Here is a 12,610-nt window from a genome sequence, read left to right as displayed (position 1 = left end):
CTTCGTGTGCAATCTCTGCCAAGGACACTGATAGTGAAATGTGCGATATGCCGCCCGTCCCCACAGCAACATCGGTCCCATCATGATCAAGCGCGTTTTGCCCTACGAAGGTCTGCTCCACGAAGTGGTCGAACATGATGGCGTGCTTTACATCGGTGGAATCGTTCCCGAGGACACGAGCCTGGATATGTCGGGCCAGGCAAACGACGTCCTCAGGCAATTGGCGCAGCTGCTGAAGACCCTCGAATCCGATTTGGCCAACGTCCTGCAAGTGACGATCTACATGACTGACCTCAAGGAGAAGGCGGCGTTCAATGCGGCCTGGAAGGCGCATTTTGCAGAAGCTCACCTGCCGGCGCGCGCCGCAATCGGCGTGGCTGATCTCGGGCCAGGCGTCAAACTCGAGATGACCGCCATCGCTGCGCGACCGCGCCAGGCCTGAAGCCGACAATCGGGGGGCACGGGTATCGCTGCGCTCACCCGGGCCACGCGAGAGATCACGGCGGACCGGCCTTGGAAGGATCGATCGAGATCTGGCGCTTGAGCGTCCGCAGGCCGAATGTCGTTCGCGACTGGCGGATGCCCGGTATCTTGTACAACGCCTGTCGCAGGAAGCGCTCATAGTGATCGGTGTCCCGCACGACGACCTTGATGAGATAGTCGTAATCGCCGGTCACCAGATAGGCTTCCATCACCTCCGGAATTCGCGACAGCGCGGCGCCGAAGCGATCGAGCACCTTGTCGTCATGCTTGTCCAGCGTGATCTCGACGAAGGCGATGTTGTTGTAGCCGAGATTGGCGTGATTGAGCACCGCGACATATTTCTCGATCGCGCCGTTTTCCTCCAGGCGCTTCACCCTGGTCCAGCACGGCGAGCTTGACAGCCCGACCTGCTCCGCCAGCGCACTCGTCGTCAGGCGGCCGTCCTCGCAAAGCGCCGAGAGAATTCGGCGATCCAGTTGATCAAGCTCCCCGACGGAGCTGCGCTTGGAGGGCATCGGTCAATCCTTCTGTATTTTTACTGTTTGACGGGAAAACATTCCGCAAAACAGACCAATTTGCCTTAATTTTGGGAAGTTTCCTCGCCCCAGGAGATTATCATTGTGTCGCGAGAGAACGTGACATGCAACCTCAACAGCGCCGGCGCGTCAGCGTGATGGCCACCACGTCCGATCCCTTTGACGGGATCGTCCGGCTTGTCCTCGACGCCGCGCGTTTCGGCTTCGGCCTCGACCAGGTCGCAATGACGACGCGATCCGATGGGAACCGAACGATACGGATGGTGCTTGAAGTCCAGCCGTCGGCGGATTGCGCCGACCTCACGGAACGGCTGTCACGCCATCCGGTGATCACGGACCTTCACATCGCAGAGGTCTCAGAGGACTTCGATCGGCCGGGCGTTGTCCCTCCAGGACCTGCAAAGGAGCGGATGCTTCCATGACCAGCCTCACGCCACTTCGCTTTCACGTTCCGGAGCCCGCAAGCCGGCCCGGGGGAAAGCCGGATTTCTCCGGCGTCTCGATTCCGAAGGCAGGCTCGGTGCGGCGGCCGCCGGTCGATGTGGCGCCCGAGGAGATTCGTGATCTCGCCTACTCGATCATACGCGTGCTCGATCACGAGGGGCAGCCGATCGGGCCATGGGTGCCGGACCTCTCCAGGGACGAGTTGGTCGCGGGCCTCCGCCACATGGTGACGCTGCGCACTTTCGACGCGCGCATGCAGATGGCGCAACGCCAGGGCAAGACGTCCTTCTACATGCAGCACACCGGCGAGGAAGCCGTGAGTTGCGCCTTCCGCATCGCGCTCGGTCCCGACGACATGAACTTCCCGACCTACCGTCAGGCCGGCCTCCTGATCGCGCATGACTATCCGCTCGTCGACATGATGTGCCAGATCTATTCCAACGCGAACGACCCGATGAAGGGACGCCAGTTGCCGGTGTTCTATTCGTCGCGGAAGCACGGCTTCTTCTCGATCTCCGGCAATCTCGCCACCCAGTTCGTGCAGGCTGTCGGCTGGGCGATGGCCTCGGCGATCAAGGGCGACAGCCGCATCGCGGCCGCCTGGATCGGGGACGGCTCGACCGCCGAGTCCGATTTCCATGCCGCCCTGGTCTTCGCCTCGACCTACAAGGCGCCCGTCGTCCTCAACGTCGTCAACAATCAATGGGCGATCTCGACCTTCCAGGGCATCGCGCGTGGCGGCTCCGGCACCTTCGCCGCGCGCGGCCTCGGCTTCGGCATCCCCGCGCTCAGGGTCGACGGCAACGATTATCTTGCGACCTATGCGGTTGCGAAATGGGCCATCGAGCGGGCCCGGCTCAACCTCGGGCCGACGCTGATCGAATACGTCACCTACCGCGCCGGCGCGCATTCCACCTCGGATGATCCGTCCGCCTACCGGCCGAAGCACGAATCCGAGGAATGGCCGCTGGGCGATCCCGTGATCCGGCTCAAGCAGCATCTCATCGCAGCCGGGGCCTGGTCGGAAGAACGCCACAAGCAGGCCGAGGCCGAGATCCTCTCCGAAGTCATCGCCGCGCAGAAGGAGGCCGAGAGTTTTGGCACGCTGCACTCGGGCAGCAAGCCGTCGGCCCGCGACATCTTCGAGGACGTCTATGCCGAGCTGCCGCCGCATCTGCGGCGCCAGCGCCAGCAGATCGGAGTTTGAGCCGTGCCGCGCATGACGATGATCGAGGCAATCCGCTCGGCGCTCGACGTCTCGATGGCTCGCAACGACGACGTCGTGGTCTATGGCGAGGACGTCGGCTTTTTCGGCGGCGTGTTCCGCTGCACGCAGGGCCTGCAACAGAAATACGGCGTCTCGCGCTGCTTCGATGCGCCGATCAGCGAGTGCGGCATCGTCGGCACCGCGGTCGGCATGGCCGCTTATGGACTGCGCCCTTGCGTCGAGCTTCAGTTCGCCGACTACATGTATCCGGCTTACGACCAGATCGTCTCGGAGGCCGCTCGCCTGCGTTATCGCTCGGCCGGCGACTTCACCTGTCCCCTCGTCATCCGCATGCCGACCGGGGGCGGCATTTTCGGCGGACAGACGCACAGCCAGAGCCCCGAGGCGCTGTTCACGCATGTCGCGGGACTGAAGACCGTGGTGCCGTCCAATCCTCATGACGCGAAGGGCCTGCTGATCGCGGCCATCGAGGATCCGGACCCCGTCATCTTTCTGGAGCCGAAGCGGCTCTACAACGGCCCGTTCGACGGTCATCACGATCGCCCGGTCACGCCGTGGGCCAAGCATGAACTCGCCGAAGTGCCGGAGGGATACTACACCACGCCGCTCGGCAAGGCGGTGACGCGGCGCGCCGGCGAGGGCGTCACCGTCCTCACCTATGGCACCATGGTTCACGTCGCCCTCGCAGCCGTCGCGGAGAGCGGTGTCGACGCCGAGGTGATCGACCTGCGCACCCTGCTTCCGCTCGATCTCGATACAATCGTCGCGTCCGTCGCCAGGACCGGCCGTTGCATCGTGGTGCACGAAGCAACCTTGACCTCCGGCTTCGGCGCGGAGCTGACTGCGCTGGTGCAGGAGCACTGCTTCTATCATCTCGAAGCGCCGGTGATGCGCGTCACCGGCTGGGACACGCCCTATCCGCATGCGCAGGAATGGGACTATTTCCCCGGCCCCGCCAGGCTCGGGCAGGCGCTGCGCGACATCCTGGAGACACGCTGATGGGCGAGCGCAGCGTCAAGCTTCCGGACATCGGCGAAGGCATTGCCGAAGCCGAGCTGGTCGAATGGCATGTCAAGGAGGGCGATCTCGTTCGCGAGGACGATTTGCTTGCCACCGTGATGACCGACAAGGCCTCGGTCGAGATTCCCACGCCGTTCGCGGGCGAGGTCAGCTGGATCGGCGCCAAAATCGGCGACGCCGTGGCGATCGGCTCGACGCTCGTGAAGCTCAAGGTCGCCGGCGACGACGCAGCGGCGCCCAGAGACGAGACACCGACGGAGGACGTCGCAGCGCCATCGGCTATGACGAAAGCCGAGACCACGGATGCCGAAGCAACGCCCCCTGCCCGCATCCGCCCAACGGCCATCGAAGCCCGGCCGGCAACAACGTCTGCGGTCCGCCGCGCGCCGGGCGAGAAGCCGCTGGCCTCGCCCGCCATTCGCCTCAAGGCGCGCGAAGCCGGCATCGATCTGCGCCAGGTCCACGGCACCGGCCCCGCCGGACGCATCACCCACGAGGACATCGACGCTTTCCTGTCGCGCGGGCCGGCACCGCTCCATGGTCGCGGCATGAGCCAAAAGACCGCCGTGACCGATGTGAAGGTGGTGGGCTTGCGCCGCCGCATTGCCGAGAAGATGGCGCTGTCGAAGTCCCGCATCCCGCACATCACCATCATCGAGGAGGTCAACGTCTCGCCGCTGGAGGATTTTCGCGCGTCGCTGAACAGGAAGCCCACGCCGGAGCATCCCAAGCTGACGCTGCTGCCTTTCCTGATGCGCGCCATGGTCAAGGCGCTTGTCGAGCAGCCTGCGCTCAACGCGCTCTATGACGACGAGGCCGGCATCATCCATCAGCATGCCGGCATCCATATCGGCATCGCGACCCAGACCCCGTCGGGCCTCGTCGTGCCCGTGGTGAAGCATGCGGAGGCGCGCGACCTTCGCGATTGCAGCCTTGAGCTGAACCGTCTCGCCCAGCGCGCCCGCGAGGGCACCGCGACGCGCGAGGAATTGACCGGTTCGACCATCACCATCACCTCGCTCGGCGCGCTCGGCGGCCTTGCCACCACGCCGGTGATCAACCATCCCGAGGTCGCCATCGTCGGCGTCAACAAGATCGCGGTACGTCCGCTCTGGGACGGCGCGCAGTTCGTGCCATGCAAGATGATGAACCTCTCCTCCAGCTTCGATCACCGCGTCATCGACGGATGGGACGCCGCAATCTTCGTGCAGAGGCTCAAGGAGCTGCTGGAGAACCCGGCGACGATCTTCGTCGATCCCTGAGGCAGGACAAGCCATGACCGAAATTACCTGTCAGCTCGTCGTCATCGGTGGCGGCCCCGGCGGCTATGTGTGCGCGATCCGTGCCGGCCAGCTCGGCCTCGACACCGTTCTCGTCGAACGCGGCAAGCTCGGAGGCAGCTGCCTGAACGTCGGCTGCATTCCCTCGAAGGCGATGATTCATGTTGCCGAGGAATTCGAGAAGCTGACCGAGGCCGCGGATGGCAAGACGCCGTTCGGCCTGACGGTGGCTGAGCCCGCGCTGGACTTCAAACAGGCAATCGCCTGGAAGGACGGTATCGTTCATCGGCTGAACAATGGCGTTGCCGCGCTGTTGCGCAAGGCAAAGGTCAAGATTGTCCAGGGCCATGGACGCTTCCGCGACGGCAAGACGATCGTCGTCGAAACCGAGACCGGTCCGAAGACGATCAAGGCCGAGACGGTGGTGATCGCGACCGGCTCGGCTCCCATCGAGTTGCCGTCCCTGCCGTTCGGCGGCAGGGTCATCTCCTCGACCGGTGCGCTGTCGCTCGCAGAGGTGCCCAAATCCCTCGTTGTCGTCGGTGGCGGTTATATCGGGCTTGAGCTCGGGACCGCCTTCGCCAAGCTGGGGAGCAAGGTGTCCGTGGTCGAAGCAAAGGACAGCATCCTGCCGCTCTACGATGCCGAGTTGACGGCTCCGATCGCCAGACGCCTGAGCGCGCTCGGCGTCGAGGTCATGACCGGTGCCCGGGCGCTCGGCGTGACCGCTCAGGGCGGCGGATTGCGCGTCGAGACCGCCGATGGCAAGGAACGCAGCCTGACGGCCGACAAGATTCTCGTCACGGTCGGGCGCACGCCGGTGACCGCCGCATTGGGGCTGGAGCAACTCGTGCTCGACATGGACGGCCGCTTCATCCGCATCGGCCAGCATTGCGAAACCTCGATGCGCGGCATCCATGCGATCGGCGACGTCACGGGCGAGCCGATGCTGGCCCATCGCGCCATGGCACAGGGCGAGATGGTGGCGGAAATCGCCGCCGGCCTGCCACGCGCGTGGGACAAGCGCTGTATTCCCGCGATCTGCTTCACCGATCCCGAGATCGTCGCTGCCGGCCTGTCACCGGACGAGGCGCGCGAGGCCAGCATCCACGTCAAGGTTGGACAGTTTCCCTTTGCAGCCAATGGCCGCGCGATGACGCGCCATGGCGAGGCTGGCTTCGTGCGCATCGTGGCGAGAGCCGACAATCAGCAGGTGATCGGCATCCAGGCGGTTGGACAGGGAATCTCGGAGCTGTCTGCCGCGTTCGGCCTCGCGATCGAGATGGGTGCGGTCTTGCAGGACATCGCCGGCACGATCCACGCGCATCCGACGCTCGGCGAGGCCATTCAGGAAGCCGCATTCAAGGCCCTCGGCCACGCGATCCACGTCTAGCTTGATCGCGAGACGGGCTTCTCCCGTAAGCGAGCGGCCGGCAAGCGATCAGGCTCCGATAACCTTCGCCATCGGCGCCAGCGTGACGCCTGCCGCCGCAAGGCGCGCCTTCAGGCGCTGCGCCATCGCAACCGCACCCGGCGTATCGCCGTGCACGCAGACACTGTCGATGCGGGTCGGCAATTGCGTTCCCGACAGGCACGTGATCGCGCGGTCCTCGATCATGCGAATGACCCGCTCGGACGCGAGTTCGGCATCATGAATGACGGACCCGGCGAGGCGGCGCGACACCAGATTGCCATTGTCGGCATAGGCGCGATCGGCATAGATCTCGCGTACCAGCGGCAGGCCGAATTTCTCGCCGGCCCGCTCGGTCTCCTGGCCGGGCATCACCACGAAGATCAAATTACGGTCGATGGTGTGGATCGCGCGCGCCACGGCTTCGGCGAGATCGCGATCCTCCGCGGCGATGTTGCCGAGCGCGCCGTGAGTCTTGACGTGGCGGACAACGTGGCCGGCGTCGGATGCAAGCGCCATCAGCGCGCCGATCTGATAGAGCACGATCTTCTCGATGTCGGCAGGGCGCTCGCCCTGAATCGGCCTGCGGCCAAAGCCCCAGAGATCGAGGAACCCGGGATGCGCGCCGGCCTGCACGCCATTGGCCTTCGCCTCGCTCAAGGTGCGATGCATGACGAGCGGATCGCCGGCGTGAAAGCCGCAAGCGATGTTGGCGGAGGTGACGGTGCGCAGCATCTCGGCATCGTCGCCGAGCGTATAGACGCCGAAACCTTCGCCCATATCGCAGTTCATATCGATCAGAGTCATCATCGTCCTCGCTTGTCGCGCTGGTTCGATATACGCATGACGCGCGGTGCGCGTCACGACAAATTCGGCGTGCCGCGTGCATGGGACAGTGATGCTTTTCGAAGAGCATGCATGGGTCTGACAGCTTCGCGACGGCATGAATGAGCATGGTGAACGATACACTCTACGCGATGCCGCGCTTCCGCCAATCCGGCGACGCTGCGTTGACGGTCGAAGTCGGAAACGGCATCGACGCCGACGTCAACGCACGCGTCGTCGATCTCGACCATGCGCTGACAAGGCGTGCGCTGCCCGGCATCGTGGAGATCGTACCGACCTATCGCACGTTGCTGGTCTGCTTTGATCCGACCCTCCTATCACGGCGCGACATCGAAGCCGAGATCATGGCGCTGTGGCCGCCACGTCCCCCGGAAGGGCAGGTCCGCCGCCGCTGGACCGTTCCGGTCGCCTATGGCGGCGACAACGGGATGGACCTCGACTGGCTCGCGCAACGCCTCGACACGACGACGGACGAGATCGTGGCGCGGCACAGCGCAGCCGAATACCGTGTCTACATGATCGGCTTCATACCGGGATTTGCCTATCTCGGCGGGCTCGACCCCGCACTTCATGTCGACCGGCGCCCGGAGCCGAGGCTCGTGACGCCGCCATGCAGTGTTTCGGTCGGAGGCCAGCAGGCAGCGGTTGCGCCGCCGCTCGCCGCGCCAAGCGGCTGGCACATGCTGGGGCGCACGCCGGTGCGCTCCTACGATCCGCGTCGTACGCACGAGCCTTTCCTGTTCCGCGCCGGCGATCTGCTGCGGTTTCACCCCATCGGTGCCGCCGAATTTGCCGCGCTCGCGCGCGCGGCCGAGACGGGCGCGATCATCGCCGGGAAAGAAGAGTTTTGAGGCGTTCGATTGAATCCTACCGCGCGGCGGACATCACTCCTTCAGACCGCTTGCGGCCACGCCACGCACGAAATTTCGACGCATCAGCGAGAAGAACAGCGCGCTCGGAACCAGCGCAAGCGCTGCGGCCGCGCTGAGACGACCGGTATCCACGGTGAAACCGGTCTGAAACAATGCGAGCCCAACCTCGAGCGTATAGGTGTCCTTGTTGGTCATGACGACGAGTGGCCACGCGAATGCGGTCCAGGCCTGAAAAAACGCGAGCACGGCCAGCGCGCCCAATGGGCCGCGCATCAGCGGCAGCACGATCCGCAGGAAGATCCAGCCTTCCCCCGCGCCATCCACCCGCGCAGCCTCCAGGAGCTCGTCGGGGATCGAGGTCATCACGTATTGCCTGATCAGGAAGATGCCGAAGCTCATGACGAGATAGCCGACCAGAAGCCCGGGCCAGGTGTTCAACAGCCCGGCAGACTGTACGTTGAGGTAGAGCGGGATCATGTAGACTTCGAAGGGAACCACCGCCGTCGCGATGATGATGCCGAAGATGACCGGGATCCCCGGCAGATCGAACTTGCCGAGCACATAGCCTGCGATCGCCGACGTCGAGACGATGCTCGCGGTCGAGAGCGTCGCGAAGATGAGCGAGTTGCCGATCCAGCGAAACAGCGGTGTTTCGCGCAAGACGCTGACGATGTTGTCCAGCGTCGGCTGGTGCGGGATCACCGTCGGCGGCCACGCCAGCAGTTCCGGCGGCGTCTTGAACGCATTGCTGATCAGGAACACCAGCGGCAGAAGCATCATCAGGCTGACGGCGCACAAAACGGCGTCGATCACGAGGCCGACGACACGGCTCTGACCGACGACGGACGGATGCTCGTGCTCGCTCATGCCCGGCTCCGATCACGGAACAACCTGAACTGCGCGCCGGTCAGAACGAGGACGATGACGAGCAGCACGACGGCTTCAGCGGCCGCATAGCCGACACGGTAATTGCGAAAGCTGTTTTCGAGCATGTCGAGGACGAGGACGCGGACGAGATGTCCCGGCGCACCCTGCACGTCCGATGCCAGCACGAAGGCCTGCGCATAGATGTTGTAGGACGAGATCAGCGTGATGACCGACACGTAGAGCATGACGGGCTTCAACAGCGGCAACGCGATGTAGCGGAAGGCCTGAAGCGACGATGCGCCGTCGAGGCGCGCGGCCTCGTAGAGCGCATCCGGAACGTTCTTCAGTCCGACAAGGAAGATCAGGACGGCATAGCCGATCGCCTGCCAGGAGCAGAGAACGATCAGGCACACCAGCGACAGCACGGGGTCGAACAGCCACGATTGGGCCGGGATCCCGACCCATCCGATCAAGGCGTTGAGCGGTCCGAGCCGGGCGTCGAAAATCCATTTCCAGGCCATCGCCGCGGGGACCAGCGAGACGACGTGCGGCAGGAAAACCGAGGCTTCGTAGACGCCGCTGCGCCGCAGCCCCTGTCGGCTGTTGATCAGGGCGGCGAGCGCAAGCGCGACGGGAATGGTGATCGCCACGACGCCAAAGGCGATGATGGTGGTGTTGAATATCGCTTCGAGAAACAGCGGGTCGCTCGCCAGCTCGATGAAGTTGGCGAAGCCGACGAACGGCTTGCGCCGCGAGATGATATTCCACTGGAACAGGCTGAGCCGCAGCGTCTCGACGATCGGATAGACGCGGATACAGCCATAGAGCCCGAGGATCGGAAGCAGCGCCAGAACCGGGAACAGCCATTTCGGCGTGGTGCGCATGGATCCTCCGGCAAACGCCGGTCTGCGGCGGCGCCTGGATTGAGTGGGTCGCTGTTTGTGACGGTCTAGGGTTTGGCCAGCAGGTCTTCGCGGGCGAGAATCTTGTCGCTTTCCTCGGCCGCAGACTTCAGGAAAGCATCGATCGCGGCGTCGTTGCCTGCCAGCGACTTGTCGATGAATGCCTTCTCCAGTCGCGCCGCAAGCCTGGTGAGGATTTCGCTCGCCGGGCTGATCGCAGGCACCGTGAAGAAGACGTGGCCTGAGGGAACGTTGACGAAGGCGTCGAGCTGCGGGATTTTCTTGAGCACCGCGGAGTAGTCGAGGCCCTTGCGGTTGGGGACCCAGGCCGTGTTCTCGAGCAGCCAGAGCAGATTTTCCGGCTCATTTGCCTTTTGAACGAAATCCCAGGCGATCTGGCTCTTCGGTCCCTTGTTCGGCACGTAGAGATCAACCGGGACCATCAGCGTCCCCTTGGGCAATGGCGCCGTGGCGTATTTGAGGTTGGGCGCCTTCTTGGCGATGTCACCAATCACCCAGGATTCCCGAATGAACATCGCGGTCTGGCCGAGCTCGAAGGCTTCCGCATCGGCCTTCATCTCGGGCGTCACCGTCCGGTAGACCACGACGTTGTCGAGATACTGCTTGAATGCGTTGCGGCCGGCTTCGCTCGCATAGGCGGCACGCCATTTTCCGCCCTTCTCCTCCAACAGCGACCCGCCGTAATTATAGAGGATGGTCCAGTACTTCTCCGCGATGCCCGAGCCGCCGCCGCTGAGGCGCAAGCTCCATCCGCTGACCGTCAGCACGCCGGACGCATCGCGCTGTGCCAACTTCTGAGCGTAGGCCGTGTAGTCAGCCATGGTCTTGGGAGCGCCGTCGAGGCCGGCCTTGGCGAGCAATTCGGTGTTGTAGAACAGCGCGCCCTGCCCCTGGAACAACGGCACACCGAAGATCTTGCCGTCGTACATGGCGGTCTTCACACGCGTCATGTCGTAATTGGCTTTGACGAAAGCGACGATCGACGCAGGCGGCTCCGGAATGAGGCCGGCCTCGAGATACCGCGCCGCCTCGACCTCCATCTCGATGACGTCTCCGGCAGCGCCTGACGGAAGCGACAGGGCCAGCCGCTTCTCGTGCTCGCGGAGCGCAATGGCTTCGACGCTGATGTCGAGATCCGGATATTTGCTTTTCAACTGGTCGCCGACGCGCTTGTAAAACGGCGCCAGGTCAGGCCACCCACTCCAGACGGTCAGCTTCTCCGCCGACGCAGGCGAAGCAAACGCCGGCACCGCGACGGCCAGCGCCAGCGACAGCGCTGCGGACCGCCATGACCGACGACCTGACTTGGCCGGGCGAGTGCTGTCCTCGGGACGCGTGACGTAGCCGAACCTGCCGACGGGTTTCACCATGAGGGGTCACTCTCGCATCCGGAATGGGACAAATTCTGCGAAAAAGCTCGCATGCAACCGGTTGCGTGTCAATTGCGATCCAATGCCGCTTTCCGAGGCCATTGACTAAATCGTCAGCGGCTTCTCCGCTTCACCGGGGCCGGGCCGGTGCTCGCGCGAATGACGAGATGGGAGTTCAGCTTGTGGCGGATCTCGCCCGACACGCCGCCATTCATCTGGCTGAGCAGGAGGCCGACCGCAACGTCGCCCGCATCGGCGCAGCGCGCGGACACGGTGGTGAGCGGTGGGTAGGTGGTTTCACCGAGGACATCGTCACAGCCGACGACGCTGAACGATTTCGGCACCTCGACATCGAGCGCAGCGAGCCCAGCCATCAGGCCTTGAGCGACAAGGTCGTCGAACGCAATCGCCGCTGTGACGCCGCTGGCGACAATCTGGGTGGCCGCCAACCGACCGGTGTCGTAGGATGGCGGGCGCGCCGGAACGGCGATCACCGTGAGCCCGCGCTTCTCCGCCTCGCGCCGGACCGCGTTGCGCCGCTGCTGGTTGGACCACGACGTCGTCGGGCCGCTGACATAGGCGATGTGCCGGTGCCCCAGCTCGGCAAGATGCGCGATGGCAGCTGCCACACCAGGCGCAGTATCGATCAAGACCCGTGTAATACCTTCGATATCGCGATTGATGAGCACCAACGGCCGGCGCGTCGCATGGCGCCTTATGTGCTCTTCGTCGAGACGGGACGAAGCCAGGACAAGTCCCTCCACCTGGCCGATGAAGCGGCCCACCAGCAATTCCTCGCGCGCAGGATCCTCGTCCGAATTGCCGAGGAAGACGCACAAGCCCGCCTGGTCGGCACGCAGTTGAGCGGCTCTGATCAGCGGCGGAAAGAATGGGTTCGCGACATCGGAGACAATGAGCGCGACATTGCCATGGCGCCCGGTCGACAATGCGCGGGCGACCTGGTTCGGCACATAGCCGAGCTTGTCGGCGACCTCCTTGACACGCCGGACGGTCTCCTTGGTCAGCATTTCAGGCCGCGAGAAGGCGCGCGATACGGTCGCGCGCGAAACCCCGGAGGCCTTTGCCACCTGACTGATCGTCGGCACAACCGATGGACGTTGCTTCCCGCCGCTATCGGAATCGCGCTTCACCGCAGGCCGCCTCCTCTGCATCGCATTCGACTACACATGCGCCGGTCGGCTCCGGGGCGCAAGCTTGACATGCAACCGGTTGCATTACATTCTCTTCGCCGGGGTGACGGGCAGGCCCGGCAGAACCACGGATGAGCATGACCGCTTCGGTACCTCCTGGAATCGCGACATTTGAATCG

The 12,610-nt window shown here is 64.3% G+C and carries 13 protein-coding genes; 7 read left to right on the top strand and 6 right to left on the bottom strand.

Annotated features, from left to right (window positions below; all coding sequences use genetic code 11):
- The first annotated feature begins 82 nt into the window (after positions 1–82).
- Positions 83–442, top strand: a complete 360-nt coding sequence (locus BMW89_RS02455) for a RidA family protein (protein WP_092023333.1) — start codon at positions 83–85, stop codon at positions 440–442.
- 55 nt (positions 443–497) lie between these two features.
- Here BMW89_RS02455 and BMW89_RS02450 read toward each other — a convergent pair whose 3' ends face one another.
- Positions 498–998, bottom strand: a complete 501-nt coding sequence (locus BMW89_RS02450) for an Lrp/AsnC family transcriptional regulator (protein ID WP_092022337.1) — start codon at positions 996–998, stop codon at positions 498–500.
- A gap of 158 nt (positions 999–1,156) precedes the next feature.
- Here BMW89_RS02450 and BMW89_RS02445 point away from each other — a divergent pair, with 158 nt between their 5' ends.
- The 5 genes from BMW89_RS02445 to lpdA are packed head-to-tail and all read left to right on the top strand — an operon-like array spanning position 1,157 to position 6,384.
- Positions 1,157–1,441 carry a hypothetical protein gene (locus BMW89_RS02445; RefSeq protein ID WP_244547492.1) on the top strand — a complete coding sequence of 95 codons (285 nt, stop codon included), beginning with the start codon at positions 1,157–1,159 and terminating at the stop codon, positions 1,439–1,441.
- Positions 1,438–2,670 (top strand): 3-methyl-2-oxobutanoate dehydrogenase (2-methylpropanoyl-transferring) subunit alpha, encoded by a 1,233-nt coding sequence (locus BMW89_RS02440; RefSeq protein WP_092022333.1) that lies wholly within the window; start codon positions 1,438–1,440, stop codon positions 2,668–2,670. The genes BMW89_RS02445 and BMW89_RS02440 overlap by 4 nt, the downstream gene beginning before the upstream one ends.
- 3 nt (positions 2,671–2,673) lie before the next feature.
- Positions 2,674–3,690, top strand: coding sequence for an alpha-ketoacid dehydrogenase subunit beta (locus tag BMW89_RS02435; protein WP_092022331.1), 1,017 nt, complete (start codon positions 2,674–2,676; stop codon positions 3,688–3,690).
- On the top strand, positions 3,690–4,973 hold the full coding sequence (locus tag BMW89_RS02430) for a dihydrolipoamide acetyltransferase family protein (protein WP_092022330.1): 1,284 nt from the start codon (positions 3,690–3,692) through the stop codon (positions 4,971–4,973). The genes BMW89_RS02435 and BMW89_RS02430 overlap by 1 nt, the downstream gene beginning before the upstream one ends.
- Before the next feature lie 13 nt (positions 4,974–4,986).
- A complete protein-coding gene (gene lpdA, locus BMW89_RS02425) occupies positions 4,987–6,384 on the top strand; it encodes a dihydrolipoyl dehydrogenase (protein WP_092022328.1) in 1,398 nt (465 codons plus the stop codon).
- Positions 6,385–6,432: 48 nt separating this feature from the next.
- On the opposite strand, the gene BMW89_RS02420 is transcribed toward lpdA, so the two are convergent.
- The gene (locus BMW89_RS02420) at positions 6,433–7,209 is read right to left on the bottom strand and encodes a LamB/YcsF family protein (RefSeq protein ID WP_092023331.1); all 777 of its coding nucleotides are present in this window, start codon (positions 7,207–7,209) and stop codon (positions 6,433–6,435) included.
- 140 nt (positions 7,210–7,349) lie between these two features.
- Between BMW89_RS02420 and pxpB the strand changes: the two genes are divergently transcribed.
- Positions 7,350–8,099: a 5-oxoprolinase subunit PxpB gene (gene pxpB / locus BMW89_RS02415; protein ID WP_092022326.1), complete on the top strand. Its 750-nt coding sequence runs from the start codon at positions 7,350–7,352 to the stop codon at positions 8,097–8,099.
- A 33-nt stretch (positions 8,100–8,132) separates the two neighbouring features.
- Here pxpB and BMW89_RS02410 read toward each other — a convergent pair whose 3' ends face one another.
- The 4 genes from BMW89_RS02410 to BMW89_RS02395 all read right to left on the bottom strand — a co-directional run bounded on the left by BMW89_RS02410 (position 8,133) and on the right by BMW89_RS02395 (position 12,431).
- Positions 8,133–8,987: a carbohydrate ABC transporter permease gene (locus BMW89_RS02410; RefSeq protein WP_092022324.1), complete on the bottom strand. Its 855-nt coding sequence runs from the start codon at positions 8,985–8,987 to the stop codon at positions 8,133–8,135.
- Positions 8,984–9,871 carry a carbohydrate ABC transporter permease gene (locus BMW89_RS02405; RefSeq protein WP_092022322.1) on the bottom strand — a complete coding sequence of 296 codons (888 nt, stop codon included), beginning with the start codon at positions 9,869–9,871 and terminating at the stop codon, positions 8,984–8,986. Before BMW89_RS02405 ends, BMW89_RS02410 begins: the two co-directional genes overlap by 4 nt.
- Positions 9,872–9,936: 65 nt before the next feature.
- A complete protein-coding gene (locus tag BMW89_RS02400; RefSeq protein ID WP_092022321.1) occupies positions 9,937–11,280 on the bottom strand; it encodes an extracellular solute-binding protein in 1,344 nt (447 codons plus the stop codon).
- Positions 11,281–11,393: 113 nt separating this feature from the next.
- The gene (locus BMW89_RS02395; protein ID WP_092022319.1) at positions 11,394–12,431 is read right to left on the bottom strand and encodes a LacI family DNA-binding transcriptional regulator; all 1,038 of its coding nucleotides are present in this window, start codon (positions 12,429–12,431) and stop codon (positions 11,394–11,396) included.
- Positions 12,432–12,610: the final 179 nt, after the last annotated feature.

The sequence above is a fragment of the Bradyrhizobium sp. OK095 genome (assembly GCF_900109945.1).
Lineage (GTDB): Bacteria > Pseudomonadota > Alphaproteobacteria > Rhizobiales > Xanthobacteraceae > Bradyrhizobium.
This window is presented reverse-complemented; position numbering and strand designations above follow the sequence as displayed.

Excerpts from the sequence above, each read along its gene's own strand:
- BMW89_RS02410 (WP_092022324.1), bottom strand. The coding sequence starts at position 8,987 with ATGAGCGAGCACGAGCATCCGTCCGTCGTCGGTCAGAGCCGTGTCGTC.
- BMW89_RS02405 (WP_092022322.1), bottom strand. The coding sequence starts at position 9,871 with ATGCGCACCACGCCGAAATGGCTGTTCCCGGTTCTGGCGCTGCTTCCG.
- BMW89_RS02440 (WP_092022333.1), top strand. The coding sequence starts at position 1,438 with ATGACCAGCCTCACGCCACTTCGCTTTCACGTTCCGGAGCCCGCAAGC.
- BMW89_RS02430 (WP_092022330.1), top strand. The coding sequence starts at position 3,690 with ATGGGCGAGCGCAGCGTCAAGCTTCCGGACATCGGCGAAGGCATTGCC.
- lpdA (WP_092022328.1), top strand. The coding sequence starts at position 4,987 with ATGACCGAAATTACCTGTCAGCTCGTCGTCATCGGTGGCGGCCCCGGC.
- BMW89_RS02455 (WP_092023333.1), top strand. The coding sequence starts at position 83 with ATGATCAAGCGCGTTTTGCCCTACGAAGGTCTGCTCCACGAAGTGGTC.
- BMW89_RS02445 (WP_244547492.1), top strand. The coding sequence starts at position 1,157 with ATGGCCACCACGTCCGATCCCTTTGACGGGATCGTCCGGCTTGTCCTC.
- BMW89_RS02450 (WP_092022337.1), bottom strand. The coding sequence starts at position 998 with ATGCCCTCCAAGCGCAGCTCCGTCGGGGAGCTTGATCAACTGGATCGC.
- pxpB (WP_092022326.1), top strand. The coding sequence starts at position 7,350 with ATGAGCATGGTGAACGATACACTCTACGCGATGCCGCGCTTCCGCCAA.
- BMW89_RS02400 (WP_092022321.1), bottom strand. The coding sequence starts at position 11,280 with ATGGTGAAACCCGTCGGCAGGTTCGGCTACGTCACGCGTCCCGAGGAC.
- BMW89_RS02420 (WP_092023331.1), bottom strand. The coding sequence starts at position 7,209 with ATGACTCTGATCGATATGAACTGCGATATGGGCGAAGGTTTCGGCGTC.